This is a genomic window from Enterobacter cloacae complex sp. 302F9 (assembly GCF_050030335.1).
GTDB classification, from domain to species: domain Bacteria; phylum Pseudomonadota; class Gammaproteobacteria; order Enterobacterales; family Enterobacteriaceae; genus Enterobacter; species Enterobacter hormaechei_C.
On record NZ_JBLGUC010000001.1, the window covers coordinates 320409 to 340509 of the forward strand.

A 20101-nucleotide genomic window follows, 5' to 3' on the forward strand; every position below is an offset into this window, starting at 1 on the left:
TCGTGAAGCGACCTGCAATCATCCTGATTTGCCTGCTGTTGCAGGCGTGCTCAGCTACCACCAAAGGGCTGGGCCACTCACTGTGGGACAGCATGTTCGGCACGCCGGGCGTGCATCTGACCGATGACGAACTTCAGAACATGCCGTATGCCAGCCAGTACATGCAGCTAAACGATGGTCCGCAACTGTTTGTGGTGCTCGCTTTCGATGAAAACGGGCAGCAGAAATGGGTGACGCAGGATCAGGCCACCATCGTGACGCAGCATTCCCGCATCGTGAAAACGTTGCTCGGCGGCGACAACCTGCTTGAGGTGAACAACCTGGCTGAAGATCCGCTCATCAAGCCGAATCAGATCGTCGATGGCGCAAGCTGGACGCGCACGATGGGCTGGACCGAGCATAAACAGGTGCGCTACGCCACGGCCCGCTCCACCTTCCGCTGGGACGGTACGGACAGTGTCAAAGTGGGCAGCGACGAAACGCAGGTGCGCGTGCTGGATGAAGAAGTGACAACCGATCAGGCCACCTGGCATAACCGCTTCTGGGTGGACGAAGAGGGGCAAATCCGCCAGTCCTTACAGTATCTCGGTGCCGGTTTCTTCCCGGTGAAGGCCACCCTGATCAAGGCGGCGAAATCATGAAAATGTTCATCCACATTGCTCTTCTCGCCAGCCTGGCCTCGCCGATGGCGTGGTCTGCGGGAACGGTACAGGTCTACACCCCGGACAGCGAAAAACCTAAAACCTTAACCAATGCCGGGCATCTGCTCGATCTGGTGGGGCAGCCGAGGCTGGCGAAAAGCTGGTGGACCGGGGCGGTGATCAGCGAACGTCAGGCGACGATCGTCGCGGAACAAAAACATCAGGCGCTGCTCGCCCGACTGAGCGGGCTGGCACAACAGGAAGATGCCGACGATGCCGCGGCCATTACTAGCCTGCGTCAACAGCTTCAGGCGGTTAAGGTGACGGGGCGCCAGAAGGTGAATCTCGATCCGGATGAGGTGCGCGTCGCGGAAAACGGCAATCCGTCGCTGGAAGGGGACTATACCCTGTGGCTTCCGGCTCAGCCTTCCACCGTCACCGTGATGGGGCTTCTCAGCAGCCCTGGCAAAAAGCCGTTTACGCCGGGCCGGGACGTGGCGAGCTATCTCGAAGAGCAAAGTCTGCTCAGCGGAGCGGATAACAGCTATGCCTGGGTGGTCTATCCGGACAGGCATACGCAGAAAGCGCCGGTGGCTTACTGGAATAAACGCCATATCGAACCTATGCCAGGCAGCATCATTTTTGTCGGTTTTGCCGACCATTTCTGGACGAAAGCGTATGACGGGCTTAATGCCGATATCCTTCGCTCCCTGATACAGCGGATACCGGAATAATGAAAAAAACCTATCTCTACAGCATGCTTGCACTGTGCGTGAGTGCCGCCTGTCATGCAGAAACGTATCCGGCACCCATCGGCCCGTCGCAGTCCGATTTTGGCGGCGTGGGCTTACTGCAAACCCCAACCGCGCGTATGGCCCGCGAGGGGGAAATCAGCCTTAACTATCGCGATAACGATCAGTACCGTTACTACTCTGCGTCCGTGCAGCTGTTCCCCTGGCTGGAGACCACGCTGCGCTACACCGACGTGCGTACAAAACAGTACAGCAGCGTGGATGCCTTCTCCGGCGACCAGACTTATAAAGACAAAGCTTTCGACGTGAAGCTGCGCCTGTGGGAAGAGAGCTACTGGATGCCGCAGGTCTCCGTTGGTGCGAAGGATATCGGCGGGACCGGCCTGTTTGACGCGGAATACATCGTGGCCAGCAAAGCCTGGGGACCGTTTGATTTCTCACTCGGTCTGGGATGGGGCTATCTCGGCACCAGCGGCAACGTCAAAAATCCGTTCTGTACCTACAGCGATAAATACTGCTACCGCGATAACAGCTACCAGAAAGCGGGCTCCATCAACGGGGACCAGATGTTCCACGGCCCGGCCTCGCTGTTTGGTGGCGTGGAGTATCAAACACCGTGGCAGCCGTTACGCCTGAAGCTGGAGTACGAAGGAAACGACTACTCGCAGGACTTCGCCGGGAAAATTGAGCAAAAGAGCAAGTTTAACGTCGGCGCCATTTACCGCGTCACCGACTGGGCCGACGTTAACCTCAGCTATGAGCGCGGTAATACCCTGATGTTTGGCTTTACCCTGCGCACTAACTTTAACGACATGCGGCCGCACTACAATGACAACCCGCGGCCAAAATATCAGCCGGAGCCGCAGGATGCGATCATTCAGCACTCCGTGGTAGCGAACCAGCTGACGCTGCTGAAATATAACGCGGGCCTGGCGGATCCAAAGATCCAGACCAAAGGCGATACGCTGTACGTCACCGGCGAGCAGGTAAAATACCGCGACTCCCGCGAAGGGATCGAGCGCGCCAACCGGATCGTCATGAACGATCTGCCGGAGGGGATCCGCACGATCCGCGTGACGGAGAACCGCCTCAACCTGCCGCAGGTCACAACCGAAACCGATGTTGCCAGCCTTAAGCGTCATCTTGAAGGCGAACCGCTGGGACATGAAACCGAGCTGGTACAAAAACGCGTTGAGCCGGTGGTGCCAGAGAGCACCGAGCAGGGCTGGTATATCGATAAATCCCGCTTCGATTTCCATATCGATCCGGTGCTGAACCAGTCCGTGGGTGGGCCGGAAAACTTCTACATGTATCAGCTGGGGGCGATGGCGACGGCGGATCTGTGGGTGACCGACCACCTGTTGACCACCGGTAGTCTGTTCGGCAACATTGCTAACAACTACGACAAATTTAACTACACCAACCCGCCGAACGATTCAAAACTGCCGCGCGTGCGTACCCGCGTTCGCGAATATGTGCAGAACGATATCTACGTGAATAACCTCCAGGCCAACTACTTCCAGTACTTCGGCAACGGCTTCTACGGCCAGGTTTACGGTGGCTATCTGGAAACCATGTTCGGCGGCGCCGGGGCAGAAGTGCTTTATCGTCCTGTCGACAGCAACTGGGCGTTTGGGGTTGATGCCAACTACGTGAAACAGCGTGACTGGCGCAGCGCGCAGGACATGATGAAGTTCACCGACTACAGCGTCAAAACCGGCCACCTGACCGCCTACTGGACGCCGTCGTTCGCGCAGGACGTGCTGGTGAAAGCCAGCGTCGGCCAGTATCTGGCGGGTGATAAGGGCGGCACGCTGGATATCTCCAAACACTTCGACAGCGGCGTGGTGGTGGGCGGCTATGCCACCATCACCAACGTTTCGCCAGACGAGTACGGGGAAGGGGACTTCACCAAAGGGGTGTACGTGTCGATTCCGCTGGATCTGTTCTCATCAGGCCCAACCCGCAGCCGTGCGGCAGTGGGCTGGACGCCGCTGACGCGCGACGGCGGTCAGCAGCTTGGACGTAAATTCCAGCTGTATGATATGACCAGCGATAAGAACATTAACTTCCGCTGATGCTTATTTGCCCGGTGGCGCTGCGCTTACCGGGCCTACGAGAGTGTTTTTGTAGGCCGGGCAAACGCAGTGCCGCCCGGCAAGAATGTTCATCTGGACAAAACATAAACAAAAAATATAGATCCCCGTCACATTTTTGCGTTATACAGGAACCTCGCCCTGGAGAATGAGGTGCTGTATGACATCCCTGACGCGTCCGCGCGTTGAGTTTATCTCAACGATACTCCAGACCGTGCTGAACCTCGGTCTGCTGAGCCTTGGCCTGATCCTGGTCGTTTTTCTGGGTAAAGAGACGGTGCATCTGGCGGATGTGCTGTTCGCCCCTGAGCAAACCAGCAAATACGCGCTGGTGGAAGGCCTGGTGGTCTACTTTCTCTACTTTGAATTTATCGCCCTGATTGTGAAGTACTTTCAGTCCGGCTTTCACTTCCCGCTGCGCTATTTTGTCTACATTGGCATCACCGCCATTGTGCGGCTGATCATCGTCGATCATAAATCCCCGCTCGACGTGCTGATCTACTCGGCGGCGATCCTGCTGCTGGTGATCACCCTCTGGCTGTGCAACTCGAAGCGGCTGAAACGCGAATAAAAAAAAATGGCGGCCCGGAGGCCGCCGAATAACAGTCACAAGTTGGTTCAATACAATACGTCTAAAGTTGAGGGTTGCAGTGGCATAACAAATGAAACTTAACCTTTCACACCGCCCGCCGTCAGGCCGTTGACCAGCCAGCGCTGGGCCAGCAGGAACACCACGGTAATCGGGATGGCAGAGAGGACGGCCGCCGCGGCAAAGTCGCCCCACAGGTAGTTTTGCGGGTTGAGGTACTGCTGCATACCGACGGCAAGGGTGTAGCTGTTCACATCGCGCAGTAGCAGTGAGGCGACCGGGACTTCGGTGATGGCGGCGATAAACGACAGGATAAACACCACCGCCAGAATCGGCACCGACAGCGGCAGCAGCACCAGACGGAACGCCTGCCACGGTGTCGCCCCATCCAGCGCCGCCGCTTCTTCCAGCGAACCGTCGATGGTTTCGAAATAGCCTTTGATGGTCCACACGTGCAGGGCGATGCCGCCAAGATAGGCGAAGATCACGCCGCCGTGAGTGTTCAGGCCGATGAACGGCACATACTGCCCAAGACGGTCAAACAGGGCATACAACGCCACCAGCGACAGCACGGCCGGGAACATCTGGAAAATCAGCATCCCTTTCAGCAGCGTCGCTTTGCCCGGGAAACGCATACGGGCGAAGGCGTAAGCGCAGGTGGTGGAGAGCGTCACGATGCCGATCGCAGTGATGGTCGCCACCTTCACCGAGTTCCATAGCCACAGCAGCACCGGGAACGGCGGCGGCGTGACGCGGCCATCCGCATGTTCCACGCTGAAGCCCAGCGCGAGCTTCCAGTGCTCCCAGGAGATTTCGTCCGGGATCAGGCTCCCGGTGGCGAAGTTCCCCGAGCGCAGGGAGATGGCGATAACCATCAGCAGCGGGAACATGATCGCCGCGATGAAAATCAGCAGGCCTAAGTGCGTCGCGAGGAGGCGCAGTTTCTGAGATTTGGGTTGTACCATTGCCATGTTCAGTGCCCTCCTTAGTCAAATTTCATACGTGTGGCTTTCAGGTTCACAATCGCCAGGGCGCCCACCAGCAGGAAGATCAGGGTGGCAATCGCCGCCGCCAGGCCGAAGTCCTGACCGCCGCCGCCCTCGAAGGCGATGCGGTAGGTGTAGCTCACGAGCAGGTCGGTATAGCCTGCCGGCGTGGTGGTGCCGAGACGGTCCGGGCCACCGTTGGTCAACAGCTGAATCAGCACGAAGTTGTTAAAGTTAAAGGCGAAGCTGGCGATCATCAGCGGCGTCAGCGGCTTAATGAGCAGCGGCAGGGTAATTTTGAAGAAGTTCTGGAACGGACCCGCGCCGTCCATCGCCGAGGCTTCGTACAGGTCGTCCGGGATAGCCTTCAGCAGCCCCATGCACAGGATCATCATGTACGGATAACCGAGCCAGGTGTTCACGATGATAATCATCGAGCGAGCGGTGGTTGGGTCGCTGAACCAGGCCGGTTTGATACCGAACAGCGCGCTCAGCATCATGTTGATTTCACCGAAGCTCTGGTTAAACAGCCCTTTGAAAATCAGAATCGAGATAAACGACGGCACGGCGTAGGGCAGAATCAGCAGCACGCGGTAAATCGCTTTGCCTTTCAGGGACTCCCACTGCACGAGGCAGGCCAGCACCATGCCCACGGCCACGGTCAGGATCACGGTTAGCACCGAGAAGACCACCGTCCAGACGAAGATGGCGAAGAACGGTTTCTGGATGCCTTCGTCGGTAAATACGCGGGTGAAGTTGTCCCAGCCGATGGTGACGGTATAGCCCGGGCTGAGTTTGTCGTCGCCCCAGCTGCCGTCGGCATTCACCGACTGATAGAAACCGATATCGTTGTTCGGACGGTACTTCACGCCGCTCTGGTTGTTGGTCAGCGTGCCGTCATCCGCCAGAGTATAAAGCGGCTGCGTGCCGGAGAACTGGCGCAGCGAGCTCATGGTTACTTTGCTGTCATCGGGCAGCACGGCGGTGAGCTGGGTCAGCGCCTGACGATTCTGGGTAATGATACGCAGGTTCGCACGTTCACCTTCCGGCAGGGCCGCAGCCTCTTTTAAGGCCAGCTTCTGCTCGCCGCCAAATTTGAACGCGTCGGAAAGATAGGTTTTGCCGCTCTCACCGTCAGTGAGCGCTAACTTCCACTCGTCACCCGTGGGATACAGGCCGAAGTTAAAGGTTTTACCCGCCTGGTAAGAACGATCCAGAAGCACCTGGGTGGCACGCTCCTGCGCGAGCTGGTTGGTGCTGCTGTAGTTGGTAAAGGCAATCGCGATGGTGCAGATCAGCGGAAAGAGGACAAACAGCCCCATCCCGGCAACGCCCGGGTAGACATAGCGCCAGGCGTACGCTTTACGGTTGGCGAAAATATACAGGCCAACCGAGCTTAAAATCAGCGTCATGATGGCAAACAGGTATTCCCCTTGCACGTACATTAAAACAACAAGGTAACCCACCAGCAGACACAGCAGACCTATCACTGACCACTTCAGTGCGTCGCTTTGCCACCAGTGTTTCTTTTTAATGACATCCATGGGGTTCTTCCTCTACAACGGTGGAAACTTATCGTCAGGTGGCGCTGCGCTTACCTGACCTACGGATCGTGCCGTAGTCGTAGGGCGGGTAAGCGCACGCGCCACCCGCCGTTTTTCAGACTTACTTAGTAATACGGCCCTGAGCATCTTTCAGTGCGGCATCGACAGTCTGGCGACCGCTTGCAGCGTTGATGACCGCGGTACGGGTGGCGTACCAAAACGCAGCCATCTGTGGGATGTTCGGCATGATTTCGCCTTTCTGGGCGTTATCCATGGTGGCCGCAATACGCGGATCTTTCGCCAGCTGATCCTGGAAGGATTTCAGCGCAACGGCGCCCAGCGGCTTGTCCTTGTTCACTTCATCCAGACCCTGATCGGTCAGCAGGTAGTTTTCGAGGAACTCTTTCGCCAGCTCTTTGTTCGGGCTGGCGGCGTTGATGCCTGCGCTCAGCACGCCCACGAACGGTTTAGACGGCTTGCCGTTGAAGGTTGGCAGCAGGGTCACGCCGTAGTTGATTTTGCTCTTGTCGATGTTGGTCCAGGCCCACGGACCATTGATGGTCATCGCGGTTTCGCCTTTGTTGAACGCCGCTTCCGCGATGGAGTAGTCGGTATCCGCATTCATGTGTTTGTTCTTGATGAGGTCAACCAGGAAGGTCAGACCCGCTTTCGCGCCTGCGTTGTCCACGCCCACGTCTTTCACGTCATATTTGCCGTTTTCAAACTTGAACGCGTAACCGCCGTCGGCAGCAATCAGCGGCCAGGTGAAGTACGGCTCTTGCAGGTTGAACATCAGGGCGGATTTACCTTTCGCCTTCAGCTCTTTATCCAGAGCAGGGATCTCTTCCCAGGTCTTCGGCGGGTTTGGCACCAGGTCTTTGTTGTAAATCAGAGACAGCGCTTCAACCGCGATTGGGTAAGCGATCAGCTTGCCGTTATAGCGAACGGCGTCCCAGGTGAACGGGAACAGTTTGTCCTGGAAGGCTTTGTCTGGCGTAACTTCTGCCAGCAGGCCAGACTGCGCGTAGCCCCCGAAACGGTCATGCGCCCAGAAGATAATGTCCGGACCATCGCCAGTTGCCGCAACCTGCGGGAACTTCTCTTCCAGTTTGTCCGGGTGTTCTACGGTGACTTTGATACCGGTGTCTTTCTCGAATTTTTTGCCCACTTCGGCCAGACCGTTATAGCCCTTGTCGCCGTTAATCCAGATAACCAGCTTACCTTCTTCAATTTTGGCGAGAGCCGGTGCGGAAATCATCATTGCTGCGAGGGCGGACAATGCGAAAACGCGTGCGCCAGTCTTGATCTTCATATCTGCCATCCTTTATTGGTGATGTGCTCGTGGATACATAAGGTGGTTCAACGTGACTCAGTCTCCTTATTTGACATCCTCTTTCCATCCTCCCAGTCCCTACGCCCCACCCCCTGTTTGTGTGATCCCTGTAACATAAATTTAAGTTATGAGTGCTGGCGCACATAAAAACCCACTGAATTTTGCAGGCCGCTTCACGATTTTCGCCTCAGCCCCTCCGCTGCGGTCGCAGAGCCTGCTCTCTCATCCTCCCGCCTCCTCCCCCATAAAAAAGCCGGGGGGTGGAGGATTCACGAAAGTAATGGAACACGCATAGTGAACTTATCTTGAATGTTTCTGTCGGTGACAGGTTGTAACGAAGGGAGAAGGGCATGGCGAGCGTACAGCTGCGTAATGTAACGAAAGCCTGGGGCGACGTAGTGGTGTCAAAAGACATCAATCTGGACATCCACGAAGGTGAGTTTGTGGTGTTCGTGGGTCCATCAGGCTGTGGTAAATCGACTCTGCTGCGTATGATTGCCGGTCTTGAAACCATCACCAGTGGCGATTTATTTATTGGTGATACCCGAATGAACGACATCCCGCCAGCCGAACGCGGCGTGGGCATGGTGTTCCAGTCTTATGCCCTTTATCCGCATCTTTCCGTTGCCGAGAACATGTCCTTTGGCCTGAAGCTGGCCGGCGCGAAAAAAGAGACCATTAACCAGCGCGTCACCCAGGTGGCGGAAGTGCTCCAGCTGGCACATCTGCTGGAGCGTAAACCGAAGGCGCTCTCCGGTGGTCAGCGTCAGCGTGTGGCGATCGGCCGTACGCTGGTGGCCGAGCCGCGCGTGTTCCTGCTCGATGAACCTCTCTCTAACCTGGATGCCGCCCTGCGCGTCCAGATGCGTATCGAAATCTCCCGTCTGCACAAACGCCTTGGACGCACGATGATTTACGTCACCCACGATCAGGTCGAAGCGATGACGCTGGCCGACAAAATCGTGGTGCTGGACGCCGGTCGCGTGGCGCAGGTGGGCAAACCGCTGGAGCTGTATCACTACCCGGCAGACCGCTTTGTCGCGGGCTTCATTGGCTCGCCAAAGATGAACTTCCTGCCCGTAAAAGTGACCGCGACGGCAATCGAACAGGTACAGGTGGAGCTGCCAAACCGTCAGCAAGTCTGGCTGCCGGTCGACAGCGCCAACGTACAGGTGGGGGCCAATATGTCCCTCGGTATCCGCCCTGAGCATTTACTGCCGAGCCACATCGCTGATGTGACGCTGGAAGGTGAAGTTCAGGTCGTCGAACAGCTTGGTCACGAAACACAGATTCATATCCAGATCCCCGCCATCCGTCAGAACCTGGTCTACCGCCAGAATGACGTGGTGTTGGTAGAAGAGGGTGCCACATTCGCTATCGGTTTGCCGCCAGAGCGCTGCCATCTGTTCCGTGAGGATGGCACTGCATGTCGTCGGTTGCACAAAGAGCCAGGCGTTTAAGCATTCCAATTACAAAGAAAAGCAATGATCTCAGGAGATAGAATAATGATTACTCTGCGCAAAGTCCCTCTGGCTGTCGCCATTGCGGCAGGCATCCTGTCTGCCCAGGCGGGCGCCGTAGACTTTAAAGGTTATGCTCGTTCCGGCATTGGCTGGACCGGAAGTGGCGGTGAACAACAATGTTTCCAGGCAACAGGCGCACAAAGTAAATACCGTCTCGGTAACGAATGTGAAACCTACGCCGAACTGAAACTGGGCCAGGAAGTGTGGAAAGAAGGCGACAAAAGCTTCTATTTCGACACCAACGTAGCGTACTCCGTTTCTCAACAGAATGACTGGGAATCCACCAGCCCGGCCTTCCGTGAAGCTAACGTGCAGGGTAAAAACCTGATTGAATGGCTGCCAGGCTCTACCATCTGGGCCGGTAAACGCTTCTATCAGCGTCATGACGTACACATGATCGACTTCTACTACTGGGATATCTCTGGTCCTGGTGCCGGTATTGAAAACATCGATCTGGGCTTTGGTAAACTCTCTCTTGCAGCGACCCGTTCTTCTGAGTCCGGCGGTTCTGCGACCTTCGCCGATCGTGATGCGAACGGTGACCGTATTTATGACAACGTAGTACCAAACGACGTCTTCGACGTGCGTTTAGCCGGTCTGGAAACCAACCCGGGCGGTACGCTGGAGCTGGGCGTTGACTATGGTCATACCAACATTCCTGACGACTACTATCTGCAACCTGGCGCCTCTAAAGATGGCTGGCTGTTCACCGCTGAACACACCCAGAGCATGATGAAAGGCTTCAACAAGTTCGTGCTGCAATACGGTACGGACTCCATGACCTCTAACGGTAAAGGTATTCCACAGGGCGGCAGCATCGATAACGACGGCTCTATGTGGCGCGTGCTGGACCACGGTGCAATCACCCTGGCAGACCGTTGGGACCTGATGTACGTCGGTATGTACCAGAACATCGATCGTGACAACAACAACGGTACCGAGTGGTGGACCGTGGGTGTTCGTCCAATGTTCAAATGGACGCCGATCATGAGCACCTTGCTGGAAGTGGGCTACGACAACGTTAAATCTCAGAAAACTGACGACAAAAACAGCCAGTACAAAATCACCCTGGCACAGCAATGGCAGGCAGGCGACAGCATCTGGTCCCGTCCGGCTATCCGCGTCTTCGCAACCTATGCGAAGTGGGATGAGAAATGGGGCTACGCGAACAACGGCGATACGGGCTACACCTCTGGCGTAGCGTATAGCGACACCTCCGCGAAAACCTTCAGCCGTGGCGACAACGATGAGTGGACCTTCGGCGCCCAGATGGAAATCTGGTGGTAATTCGTCAAGCCTGACGTAATGACCTGAAAAGAGGGGCGCAAGCCCCTCTCTCCTTAGGGTGCTGCGCGCTATTGCCTGGCCACCGCAGTGCTCACGCTATCAGAGGTAATAACAATGAAAATGAAGAAAAGTCTCGTCGCGCTGTGCCTCTCTGCGGGGCTGTTGGCCTGTGCGCCTGCGGTCACCTTTGCAGATGTGAATTTTGTTCCTCAAAATACCAGCGCTGCGCCAGCTATTCCGGCTGCGGCACTTCAGCAACTGGTGTGGACGCCAGTTGATCAATCGAAAACACAAACTACCCAGCTTTCAGCGGGGGGCCAGTCACTGAACGTGCCGGGTATCAGCGGTCCGGTCGCGGCTTTCAGCGTGCCGGCGAATATCGGCGAGCTGACCCTGACGTTGACCAGTGAAGTCAATAAACAGACCAGCGTCTTCGCGCCTAACGTGCTGATCCTCGATCAGAACATGACGCCATCCGCGTTCTTCCCAAGTGACTATTTCAGCTATCAGGAGCCTGGCGTCATGAGTGCCGATCGGCTGGAAGGCGTTATGCGCCTGACGCCAGCCCTGGGTCAGCAGAAGATTTATGTCCTGGTGTTCACGACTGAAAAAGATCTGCAACAGACAACGAAGCTTGTTGACCCGGCAAAAGCCTATGCGAAAGGCACGGGGAACTCTGTCCCGGATATTCCGGACCCGCTTGCCCGTCATACCACCGATGGTCTGATCAAGCTGAAAGTCTCCACCAACAGCGCCTCCAGCGTACTCGTAGGCCCGCTGTTTGGCTCATCTGGCCCGGGTCCGGTAACGGTGGGTAATACTGCCGCGCCTGTGTACGCCGCGCCAGCCGCAGCACCGGCCCCGGCGAAAAAAGCCGAGCCCGTGCTTAACGATACTGAAACTTACTTTAACAACGCCATCAAGCAGGCGGTTAAAAACGGCGATGTCGATAAAGCGCTGAAACTGCTTGATGAAGCCGAGCGTTTAGGTTCAACCACTGCCCGTTCCACCTTTATCAGCAGTGTAAAAGGCAAGGGGTAACCGTCTCCCCACAGTGCTGATTTTGTTAGTCGTTTAGTGCGCCTGAGTGGGCGCACTTTTTTTGGCTAAGTTGCACCATTGTTGCGATAGTGATCGCTAAATTTGGTTTGTCCGTCCTCATTTTGCCAATCTGCGATACAATGCCTTTACGTTATGTATCGGAGAGTCTGGCATGTCACACCCCGCGCTAACGCAGCTGCGTGCGCTACGCTATTTCGACCAAATACCCGCGCTTGACCCGGAGCAACTGGACTGGCTGCTGCTGGAAGATTCCATGACAAAACGTTTTGAGCAACAGGGTAAAACGGTCACGGTGACGATGATTCAGGAAGGGTTTGTCTCGCCTGCGGAGATTGCCAGCGAGCTGCCGCTGCTGCCGCAGGAAGAACGCTACTGGCTGCGTGAAATTTTACTGTGTGCCGATGGCGAGCCGTGGCTTGCCGGGCGGACGGTGGTTCCTGAGTCTACACTTTCCGGGCCGGAGCTGGCATTGCAACGCCTCGGCAAAACGCCCCTGGGGCGCTATCTGTTCACCTCGTCTGAACTGACCCGTGATTTTATTGAAATTGGTTGCGATGCCGATTTGTGGGGGCGCCGTTCCCGCCTTCGTTTGAGTGGCAAGCCGTTAATACTGACGGAACTCTTTTTGCCTGCATCGCCGTTGTACTAAGAGGGAGAAAAAATGGAGTGGAGTCTGACGCAGAATAAGCTGCTGGCCTATCACCGCCTGATGCGTACTGATAAACCCATTGGCGCGCTGCTGCTGCTGTGGCCGACCTTATGGGCGCTGTGGGTTGCCACGCCGGGCGTGCCGCCGCTGTGGATCCTGGCGGTGTTTGTGGCGGGCGTCTGGCTGATGCGCGCTGCGGGCTGTGTGGTTAACGACTATGCTGACCGGAAATTTGATGGACATGTTAAGCGCACCGCGAATCGTCCTCTGCCGAGCGGTCAGGTGACCGGGAAAGAGGCGCGCATTCTGTTTGTGGTGCTGGTGCTTCTCTCTTTTATGCTGGTGTTAACCCTTAACACCATGACCATTCTGCTGTCCGTTGCTGCTCTGGCGCTGGCCTGGGTTTACCCGTTCATGAAGCGATACACCCATCTGCCGCAGGTGGTGTTGGGTGCGGCATTTGGCTGGTCGATTCCCATGGCGTTTGCCGCGGTCAGCGAGTCCGTTCCGCTCAGCTGCTGGCTGATGTTCCTGGCGAATATTCTCTGGGCCGTTGCGTACGATACCCAATACGCGATGGTCGATCGCGATGACGATCTCAAGATTGGCATCAAATCGACGGCGATCCTGTTTGGTCGTCACGACAAACTTATCATCGGCATATTGCAGGTGGCGGTGCTGGCGCTGATGGTGGCGATTGGTCGCCTGAACGGACTGAACTGGGAGTTTTACTGGTCCGTACTGGTGGCGGGGCTGCTGTTTGCGTATCAGCAGAAGCTGATCGCGAAACGCGAGCGTGAAGCCTGCTTTAAAGCGTTTCTGAATAATAACTACGTCGGGCTGGTGCTGTTTCTGGGCCTGGCGATGAGTTACGGGTGATAAAAAAGCCGGGTGGCGGCTTCGCCTTACCCGGCCTACGATTTAGCGGAACATGTAGGCCGGGTAAGCGTTAGCGCCACCCGGCTTTAGCATCATTCGCCCTGCGTCGAACTCTCAATCGTCAAACGCACATCCGCGGTAATCAGCTCTGCCAGCATCTGGTAAACCTTCATCGTCTCTTCCGGCTCGGCATCGCCCGTATCGCTAATGTACCCTTCGTCGCGCAGCGTCAGCACCAGGGAGCTGAATACCGCTTTGTCGAAGAATTCCGGGGCGTTAATGCCATGCAGAACGGAAAGGCGCTGGGCCAGCGTCCGGCTCTCTTTTTCCAGCGTACCGCGGTTGATGGACGGATTTGCACTCAGCAACCAGAAGGTAATGGCGTAGCGCTGCAACGTCTCACGCGCACCGGAAGCCAGAAGCTGCAAGGTACGGGAACGTGACGGATTGATATGCAGTTCATCATCACTGATGGTAATCAGCCCCTGACGATGCATCTCTGCCGTCATTTTATCGAGCTCTGCCGCCAGTTCATCCTTACTCCAGCGCAGGAACAGCTCCGCTTTCAGCATTGGGTAGATGGCCTGAATATGGCGCAGCAGCTCCTGACGCGAAATACGGCGGTGCTGGGTAATAATGGCCGCCATCAGCGACGGCAGCATCAGCATGTGCGTGATGTTATTGCGGTAGTAGGTCATCAGCACGGCCTGCTCGCGCGGCAGAATGATGATGTCACCAATCGTATCTTTCTCGACTTCGAACTTGTTCATCTGCAACGCGTGATCGATCAACTCGCTGGCGGTGGCAGACGGCACGGTCGAATCAACGGAATACGGCACGTTGCGCATGATATCCAGGTAGCAGTCAATCTGCTCGGTCAGCTGTTCGCGGGTCAGTGAACGCTGGCGGGAGGCCAGAAGCGCAGTACAACACAGGTTCATGGCGTTTGCCGCACCAGCATTGTTGATGCGTACCATCAGCTCGGATGCAATGCCGTTGACCGTTGGCGTCAGCCAGGCCGGACGTACCGCTTCGATAGGATCGATAGACTCGCGCCACTCCGGAACATGATGGTTCAGATATGTCATCAGCGGCAGGGGCTCGCCAAAGTTCACGTAGCCCTGGCCGAGGTTGCGCAGTTTACTCAGCCCACGCAGCATCTGCGGCAGACTCTCTTTCTCTTTGGTCGCACCGCGCAGCTCTTTCGCGTAGGTGCCCACTTCCATCACGTGTTCATAACCGATGTAAATAGGCACCAGCGTGATAGGACGCGTACCGCCACGCAGCATGGCCTGAATGGTCATCGACAGCGTGCCGGTCTTCGGATCGAGCAGACGACCGGTACGCGAGCGACCGCCTTCAACAAAGTACTCCACGGAATAACCGCGGCTGAACAGCTCGCCCAGATACTCCCTGAAGACGGTAGAGTAAAGCTTGTTACCCTTAAAGGTACGACGAATAAAGAACGCACCCAGACGGCGGAAAATCGGGCCTGCTGGCCAGAAGTTCAGGTTGATACCGGCAGCAATATGCGGCGGCACCAGCCCCTGGTGATAGAGCACGTAAGAGAGCAACAGGTAGTCCATGTGGCTGCGGTGGCAGGGCACATAGACAATCTCGTGGCCGTCGTGCGCTAACTGACGCACGCGCTCGGCGTTGTGGACGTTAATCCCCTGATAGAGGCGGTTCCACGTGAAGCCAAGGATACGGTCAGAGAGGCGAATCATCTCGTAGGAGAAATTCGCGGCGATCTCTTCCATCAGCGCTATCGCGTTCTGCTGCGCTTTCTCGTGCGAAATTTTCTTGCTGCGCGCTTCGTCTTCTACGGCACGGGCAATCGCTTTGGAAGCCAGCAGCTTGTTGAACAGATCCTGACGTGCCGGGAGACGTGGTCCAACGGCCGCCAGACGCTGACGTGCAAAGTGCATACGCGCAACGCGCGCCAGCTTTTGCGCAATGATTTTGTCAGTGCCGTGTTCATCCGCCATGCGGCGCAGTGAAACGGAAGGTGAGAAGCGGACAAAGCTGTCGCGTCCTAGCCAGGAGACGGCGAAGAACTTCTGAATGCCGTTGAGCATACGCAGCGGCGGGTTCTCTTCCCCTTTTTCGCGCCCCGGACGACGGCCAAACATCACCGACACCGGCACCATCTGCACGTCCAGATCGGGGTTGCTGCGGTGCAGATCGAGGTAATCATGGAACAGCTTAATGGACTCTTCTTTCGGCGTGTAATAGGTGAACACGCGCGGCCCGCCATGGATGAACACGTAGCGCGGCAGCAGCGTACCGTCGACTTCCAGCGGTTCAAGCGGGTCAGGTAAATCGTGCGCCAGACATTGAGCGCGAAGCGTCAGCAGGTCTGCCTTCGAGTTATAAGGCAAAACGTACATAATAGGGCGCGACGTATCGAGCCCTAATTCCAGCGCAGGTTCTGCTGGGATAGACTTACTTTTTACCAGGACGCTTAATGGTAAATTAAGTAATTTGTAGTAAATTCGTGGCCAGCCGGACATAAACGATGTAAAGCCTCTGGTTAATAATGCAATTGCGGCGCAAGGATAACAGAAAGCGCGCAAAATTTCTGTTGTTACCCGTCATACTTCAGGTTGCAGCAAAACGCGCTGCGGCTTTAGTTACAGACGCTATTTATCATAAAAGGTTCTTTTAATGGCCAATAATACCACTGGGTTAACTCGAATCATTAAAGCTGCCGGTTATTCATGGAAAGGTTTCCGCGCGGCATGGGTTAATGAAGCCGCTTTCCGCCAGGAAGCGGTTGCCGCAATCGTTGCCGTTGTCATCGCCTGCTTCCTTGATGTTGATGCTATCACCCGCGTACTGCTCATCGGATCTGTCCTTCTGGTGATGATAGTGGAAATTCTGAATAGCGCTATTGAGGCCGTTGTTGACCGAATCGGGTCGGAATTCCATGAACTGTCTGGCCGGGCGAAAGACATGGGTTCCGCTGCCGTACTGCTGGCGATTATCACTGCGGCGATCACCTGGGTCACGCTGCTTTGGTCGCATTTCCGATGAGCCTCGAGGAATAATTAAGTCCCTGGTTTTTTGTGCAGTTTTTGGTTCCAAAATCGTCTTTGACTGTATATACTCACAGCATAACTGTATATACACCCAGGGGGCGGTATGAAAGCGTTAACGACCAGGCAGCAAGAGGTGTTTGATCTCATTCGGGATCATATCGGCCAGACGGGTATGCCACCCACGCGTGCAGAAATTGCGCAGCGTCTGGGCTTCCGTTCTCCTAATGCTGCCGAAGAGCACCTTAAAGCGCTGGCGCGTAAGGGCGTGATTGAGATTGTTTCCGGCGCCTCACGCGGCATTCGTCTGCTTGTGGAAGAAGAGAGCGGTATTCCGCTGGTGGGTCGCGTAGCCGCAGGTGAACCTCTGCTGGCGCAGCAGCACATCGAAGGGCACTATCAGGTTGACCCAGGCATGTTCAAGCCGAGCGCCGATTTCCTGCTGCGCGTTAGCGGAATGTCCATGAAAGATATCGGTATTCTGGATGGCGATCTGCTGGCGGTACACAAAACGCAGGATGTGCGTAACGGGCAAGTCGTGGTGGCGCGCATTGATGATGAAGTGACGGTTAAGCGCCTTAAGAAACAAGGCAATACCGTGCAGCTTCTGCCTGAAAATAATGAATTCTCCCCGATTGTGGTGGATCTCCGCGAGCAGAGCTTCTCTATTGAAGGACTGGCGGTCGGCGTTATCCGCAACGGTGAATGGCTGTAATCTCTTCCTGACAGGCTGTAGTTCCTCTACAGCCTGGCCTGTTTTCTGATTCCGGTAATTTCCATGGCATTGCTAACTTCTGCCGATAAGGCGTTGTGGCGTCTTGCGCTACCAATGATTTTTTCCAATATTACCGTTCCTCTGCTGGGGCTGGTGGATACGGCGGTTATCGGGCATCTCGATTCGCCGATTTATCTTGGCGGCGTCGCGATCGGCGCAACAGCGACCAGCTTCCTCTTTATGCTGCTGCTTTTTCTGCGCATGAGTACGACAGGCCTGACGGCCCAGGCGTATGGTGCAAAAGATCCCCTGCGTCTGGCGCGTGCGCTGGTTCAGCCGCTCATTCTGGCATTCGGTGCCGGCGCGTTAATCGTTCTGTTGCGTACGCCGCTGATTGATCTTGCGCTCCATATTGTAGGTGGCAGCGATGCCGTACTGGAACAGGCCCGGCGGTTCCTCGAAATTCGCTTGCTCAGCGCGCCCGCTTCACTGGCAAACCTGGTCCTGCTGGGCTGGCTGCTGGGCGTGCAGTACGCCCGTGCGCCGGTGATCCTGCTGGTGGTGGGCAACCTGCTTAACATTGTGCTCGATCTCTGGCTGGTGATGGGACTGCACATGAACGTCCGGGGCGCGGCGCTGGCCACGGCGATTGCCGAGTACGGTACGCTGCTGATCGGTTTGGGGATGGTCTGGCGCGTGCTGGCGATGCGCGGCATCACCCTGGATCTGCTGAAATCGGCCTGGCACGGCAACATTCGTAAGCTGCTGGCGCTTAATCGCGACATCATGCTCCGTTCGCTTCTGCTGCAACTCTGCTTTGGTGCATTAACCGTTTTTGGTGCGCGTCTTGGGCCTGAGATCGTTGCCGTCAACGCAGTGCTCATGACATTACTGACCTTTACCGCTTACGCGCTGGATGGTTTTGCTTACGCCGTGGAGGCGCATTCAGGGCAGGCCTATGGCGCGCGTGAAAGCGGCCAGTTACGCGAAGTCTGGCGTGCTGCCTGTCGTCAGGCGGGCCTGGTGGCGCTGGTCTTTGCTCTGGTATACGCCTGTTTTGGTGGGCATATTGTCGCGTTACTCACCTCGTTGCCCGCGCTACGTGAGCTGGCCGATCGCTACATCCTCTGGCAGGTAGTATTACCGGTGGTGGGCGTGTGGTGCTATTTGCTGGACGGCATGTTTATTGGTGCGACGCGAGGGGCGGAGATGCGCAACAGCATGGCCGTCGCGGCGGCGGGGTTCGGCCTGACGCTGCTAACCCTGCCGTATCTCGGCAATCATGGTCTGTGGCTGGCGCTGGCGGTGTTTCTCTCACTGCGTGGCCTTTCGCTGGCCGTTATCTGGCATCGTCACTGGCGAAACAATACCTGGTTTCCAGCCCCGCACGATATATCGTAACGGTTAAAGATTCCGAATATAAAAACAATTGCCGAATCCTTAACTACAATAATAATCACGTCCAGCAGAAAAGAACGAAGCGGACGATACTCATAGACGCTTAACACGAGGACACGATTATGAATAAAGACGAAATCGGCGGCAACTGGAAGCAATTCAAAGGTAAAGCGAAAGAACAGTGGGGTAAGCTGACAGATGACGATATGACCGTCATTGAAGGTAAGCGCGATCAGCTGGTAGGTAAAATCCAGGAGCGCTACGGTTACGAAAAAGATCAGGCGGAAAATGAAGTCAAAGACTGGGAAACCCGTAACGACTACCGCTGGTAACCGGCACTATCCCCAAGGGCGGCCCTGAGCCGCCTTTTTCTTTGGCTTTAACGCGGCTTTTTCTTCACCAGGATAGAGTGATCGTGCTGACAGGCATCCTGATGGCGGCATGACTCCACCTCCACGCAGGCAGAACATAAGCCGTGGGCTTCAATCACATTATGGCGCAGCGCAAAGCCCATTCTGGCTGCCAGCGTATGCATAATATCTTCCACACCTTCCGCACACTCTTCCTTCACCACACCACAGCGATCGCAGATAAACATGGCGGACGTGTGAGTTGGCTGGTCAAAAAGATGGCACAGCACATAGCTGTTTGTTGATTCCACTTTATGCACAAACCCTTGCTCCAGCAGGAAATCCAGCGCCCGATAAACGGTCGGCGGTTTTGCCTGCGGCTCGCTTTCACGCAGCAGATCGAGCAGATCGTAGGCGCTGATGGCACCCTGTTGCAGGCTCATCAGACGCAGTACCTCAAGGCGCTGCGGGGTCAGGCGCACATTGCGTTGCGCGCACAGCTTTTCAGCTTGCGCTAACAGCTCTTTTGTGGACTTGTCCATCGGGCACCTCGGATATGGTAAGGGGTGAAAACCTTCACTTTATCATGTTCTGCTAAAAACACCGAGATCCCCAGGCTGTGCTATACCTGACGCATCGCAAATCGGGAGATCGCATGATGAAAAGACCTGACTGTATTCGGCACTGGCGGGACGTGGAAGGCGCCGATGACGCAACGTATTCTGACAGCAACGAACGTTTTTCTGTTGGCGCGCCGCTGGCCCGCAGGCTGGGTCTCGGCCGCATTGGTATTCACCATGAACGGCTGCCACCCGGACGCCGTACGTCTTATCCGCATGCGGAAAGCGACGAAGAGGAGTTTGTTTACGTTCTGGAGGGTTACCCTGAGGCCTGGATCAATGGCTATTTATGGAAGCTCGAACCCGGAGACAGCGTGGGATTTCCAGCCGGGACGGGCGTGTGTCACACCTTTATCAACAATACCGATGAAGAGGTGCGCTTACTGGTGGTGGGTGAGGCCAATAAAAAACATAACCGCATCTACTATCCGCTCAATCCGGTGTATGCCGCGACGCGCGAAGACCGCTGGGTCGACCATCCGCCTCAGTTTTTTGGGCCGCACGATGGAAAACCTGGGCGAAAATAATTTCCTCTTCTATAAATATTGATGGTCGTCACATATTACAACAGGCCGGGATGGAATTTAACTTAAGGAAATAGCGGGTCTTTTTGCACTTATTCACAGCAATAGTTCGTTC

19 protein-coding genes are annotated in these 20101 nt (G+C 55.9%); 14 read left to right on the top strand and 5 right to left on the bottom strand.

Features of this window, described 5'->3' with window-relative positions; genetic code table 11:
• Positions 1–2: 2 nt before the first annotated feature.
• The 4 genes from ACQG0T_RS01545 to psiE all read left to right on the top strand — a co-directional run bounded on the left by ACQG0T_RS01545 (position 3) and on the right by psiE (position 4060).
• The gene (locus tag ACQG0T_RS01545; RefSeq protein ID WP_017382614.1) at positions 3–641 is read left to right on the top strand and encodes a YjbF family lipoprotein; all 639 of its coding nucleotides are present in this window, start codon (positions 3–5) and stop codon (positions 639–641) included.
• On the top strand, positions 638–1375 hold the full coding sequence (locus ACQG0T_RS01550; RefSeq protein WP_271040519.1) for a capsule biosynthesis GfcC D2 domain-containing protein: 738 nt from the start codon (positions 638–640) through the stop codon (positions 1373–1375). Before ACQG0T_RS01545 ends, ACQG0T_RS01550 begins: the two co-directional genes overlap by 4 nt.
• Positions 1375–3471 carry a YjbH domain-containing protein gene (locus ACQG0T_RS01555; RefSeq protein ID WP_017382616.1) on the top strand — a complete coding sequence of 699 codons (2097 nt, stop codon included), beginning with the start codon at positions 1375–1377 and terminating at the stop codon, positions 3469–3471. The genes ACQG0T_RS01550 and ACQG0T_RS01555 overlap by 1 nt, the downstream gene beginning before the upstream one ends.
• A gap of 178 nt (positions 3472–3649) precedes the next feature.
• Positions 3650–4060: a phosphate-starvation-inducible protein PsiE gene (psiE, locus tag ACQG0T_RS01560; protein WP_000202963.1), complete on the top strand. Its 411-nt coding sequence runs from the start codon at positions 3650–3652 to the stop codon at positions 4058–4060.
• A gap of 98 nt (positions 4061–4158) precedes the next feature.
• On the opposite strand, the gene malG is transcribed toward psiE, so the two are convergent.
• The 3 genes from malG to malE all read right to left on the bottom strand — a co-directional run bounded on the left by malG (position 4159) and on the right by malE (position 7920).
• Entirely contained in the window at positions 4159–5049 is an 891-nt protein-coding gene (gene malG / locus ACQG0T_RS01565) for a maltose ABC transporter permease MalG (protein WP_003860332.1), read from the bottom strand.
• A 14-nt stretch (positions 5050–5063) separates the two neighbouring features.
• Positions 5064–6608 carry a maltose ABC transporter permease MalF gene (malF, locus tag ACQG0T_RS01570; protein WP_015570169.1) on the bottom strand — a complete coding sequence of 515 codons (1545 nt, stop codon included), beginning with the start codon at positions 6606–6608 and terminating at the stop codon, positions 5064–5066.
• Between the two features lie 121 nt (positions 6609–6729).
• On the bottom strand, positions 6730–7920 hold the full coding sequence (gene malE, locus ACQG0T_RS01575) for a maltose/maltodextrin ABC transporter substrate-binding protein MalE (protein ID WP_017382618.1): 1191 nt from the start codon (positions 7918–7920) through the stop codon (positions 6730–6732).
• Positions 7921–8291: 371 nt separating this feature from the next.
• On the opposite strand from malE, the gene malK reads away from it, so the two are divergent.
• From malK to ubiA, 5 genes are all read left to right on the top strand, one after another.
• Positions 8292–9401: a maltose/maltodextrin ABC transporter ATP-binding protein MalK gene (gene malK / locus ACQG0T_RS01580; RefSeq protein ID WP_003860329.1), complete on the top strand. Its 1110-nt coding sequence runs from the start codon at positions 8292–8294 to the stop codon at positions 9399–9401.
• A gap of 42 nt (positions 9402–9443) precedes the next feature.
• Positions 9444–10751 (top strand): maltoporin, encoded by a 1308-nt coding sequence (locus ACQG0T_RS01585; protein WP_026094413.1) that lies wholly within the window; start codon positions 9444–9446, stop codon positions 10749–10751.
• A 114-nt stretch (positions 10752–10865) separates the two neighbouring features.
• The gene (gene malM, locus ACQG0T_RS01590) at positions 10866–11792 is read left to right on the top strand and encodes a maltose operon protein MalM (protein ID WP_063413383.1); all 927 of its coding nucleotides are present in this window, start codon (positions 10866–10868) and stop codon (positions 11790–11792) included.
• A 172-nt stretch (positions 11793–11964) separates the two neighbouring features.
• Positions 11965–12462: a chorismate lyase gene (gene ubiC, locus ACQG0T_RS01595; RefSeq protein WP_015570175.1), complete on the top strand. Its 498-nt coding sequence runs from the start codon at positions 11965–11967 to the stop codon at positions 12460–12462.
• Between the two features lie 12 nt (positions 12463–12474).
• Complete coding sequence (gene ubiA / locus ACQG0T_RS01600) at positions 12475–13341, top strand: 4-hydroxybenzoate octaprenyltransferase (protein ID WP_252052072.1); 867 nt, start codon at positions 12475–12477, stop codon at positions 13339–13341.
• 92 nt (positions 13342–13433) lie between these two features.
• Here ubiA and plsB read toward each other — a convergent pair whose 3' ends face one another.
• Positions 13434–15854, bottom strand: a complete 2421-nt coding sequence (gene plsB / locus ACQG0T_RS01605; RefSeq protein ID WP_003860322.1) for a glycerol-3-phosphate 1-O-acyltransferase PlsB — start codon at positions 15852–15854, stop codon at positions 13434–13436.
• A 154-nt stretch (positions 15855–16008) separates the two neighbouring features.
• Between plsB and ACQG0T_RS01610 the strand changes: the two genes are divergently transcribed.
• The 4 genes from ACQG0T_RS01610 to ACQG0T_RS01625 all read left to right on the top strand — a co-directional run bounded on the left by ACQG0T_RS01610 (position 16009) and on the right by ACQG0T_RS01625 (position 18824).
• Positions 16009–16377: a diacylglycerol kinase gene (locus ACQG0T_RS01610; RefSeq protein WP_017382619.1), complete on the top strand. Its 369-nt coding sequence runs from the start codon at positions 16009–16011 to the stop codon at positions 16375–16377.
• 108 nt (positions 16378–16485) lie between these two features.
• Complete coding sequence (lexA, locus tag ACQG0T_RS01615; protein ID WP_003860318.1) at positions 16486–17094, top strand: transcriptional repressor LexA; 609 nt, start codon at positions 16486–16488, stop codon at positions 17092–17094.
• A 63-nt stretch (positions 17095–17157) separates the two neighbouring features.
• Positions 17158–18495, top strand: coding sequence for an MATE family efflux transporter DinF (gene dinF / locus ACQG0T_RS01620; protein ID WP_252052070.1), 1338 nt, complete (start codon positions 17158–17160; stop codon positions 18493–18495).
• Positions 18496–18614: 119 nt separating this feature from the next.
• Positions 18615–18824, top strand: coding sequence for a CsbD family protein (locus ACQG0T_RS01625; RefSeq protein WP_003860314.1), 210 nt, complete (start codon positions 18615–18617; stop codon positions 18822–18824).
• A gap of 47 nt (positions 18825–18871) precedes the next feature.
• Here ACQG0T_RS01625 and zur read toward each other — a convergent pair whose 3' ends face one another.
• Positions 18872–19384, bottom strand: a complete 513-nt coding sequence (gene zur, locus ACQG0T_RS01630) for a zinc uptake transcriptional repressor Zur (RefSeq protein ID WP_006810484.1) — start codon at positions 19382–19384, stop codon at positions 18872–18874.
• Between the two features lie 116 nt (positions 19385–19500).
• On the opposite strand from zur, the gene ACQG0T_RS01635 reads away from it, so the two are divergent.
• Entirely contained in the window at positions 19501–19989 is a 489-nt protein-coding gene (locus tag ACQG0T_RS01635; RefSeq protein ID WP_271040807.1) for a cupin domain-containing protein, read from the top strand.
• Positions 19990–20101 lie beyond the last annotated feature (112 nt).

What these genes read in the sequence shown, in the direction of transcription:
- ACQG0T_RS01550 (WP_271040519.1), top strand. Translation starts at nt 638, where the DNA reads ATGAAAATGTTCATCCACATTGCTCTTCTCGCCAGCCTGGCCTCGCCG.
- ACQG0T_RS01555 (WP_017382616.1), top strand. Translation starts at nt 1,375, where the DNA reads ATGAAAAAAACCTATCTCTACAGCATGCTTGCACTGTGCGTGAGTGCC.
- psiE (WP_000202963.1), top strand. Translation starts at nt 3,650, where the DNA reads ATGACATCCCTGACGCGTCCGCGCGTTGAGTTTATCTCAACGATACTC.
- malG (WP_003860332.1), bottom strand. Translation starts at nt 5,049, where the DNA reads ATGGCAATGGTACAACCCAAATCTCAGAAACTGCGCCTCCTCGCGACG.
- malF (WP_015570169.1), bottom strand. Translation starts at nt 6,608, where the DNA reads ATGGATGTCATTAAAAAGAAACACTGGTGGCAAAGCGACGCACTGAAG.
- malE (WP_017382618.1), bottom strand. Translation starts at nt 7,920, where the DNA reads ATGAAGATCAAGACTGGCGCACGCGTTTTCGCATTGTCCGCCCTCGCA.
- malK (WP_003860329.1), top strand. Translation starts at nt 8,292, where the DNA reads ATGGCGAGCGTACAGCTGCGTAATGTAACGAAAGCCTGGGGCGACGTA.
- malM (WP_063413383.1), top strand. Translation starts at nt 10,866, where the DNA reads ATGAAAATGAAGAAAAGTCTCGTCGCGCTGTGCCTCTCTGCGGGGCTG.
- ubiC (WP_015570175.1), top strand. Translation starts at nt 11,965, where the DNA reads ATGTCACACCCCGCGCTAACGCAGCTGCGTGCGCTACGCTATTTCGAC.
- ubiA (WP_252052072.1), top strand. Translation starts at nt 12,475, where the DNA reads ATGGAGTGGAGTCTGACGCAGAATAAGCTGCTGGCCTATCACCGCCTG.
- plsB (WP_003860322.1), bottom strand. Translation starts at nt 15,854, where the DNA reads ATGTCCGGCTGGCCACGAATTTACTACAAATTACTTAATTTACCATTA.
- ACQG0T_RS01610 (WP_017382619.1), top strand. Translation starts at nt 16,009, where the DNA reads ATGGCCAATAATACCACTGGGTTAACTCGAATCATTAAAGCTGCCGGT.
- lexA (WP_003860318.1), top strand. Translation starts at nt 16,486, where the DNA reads ATGAAAGCGTTAACGACCAGGCAGCAAGAGGTGTTTGATCTCATTCGG.
- dinF (WP_252052070.1), top strand. Translation starts at nt 17,158, where the DNA reads ATGGCATTGCTAACTTCTGCCGATAAGGCGTTGTGGCGTCTTGCGCTA.
- ACQG0T_RS01625 (WP_003860314.1), top strand. Translation starts at nt 18,615, where the DNA reads ATGAATAAAGACGAAATCGGCGGCAACTGGAAGCAATTCAAAGGTAAA.
- zur (WP_006810484.1), bottom strand. Translation starts at nt 19,384, where the DNA reads ATGGACAAGTCCACAAAAGAGCTGTTAGCGCAAGCTGAAAAGCTGTGC.
- ACQG0T_RS01635 (WP_271040807.1), top strand. Translation starts at nt 19,501, where the DNA reads ATGAAAAGACCTGACTGTATTCGGCACTGGCGGGACGTGGAAGGCGCC.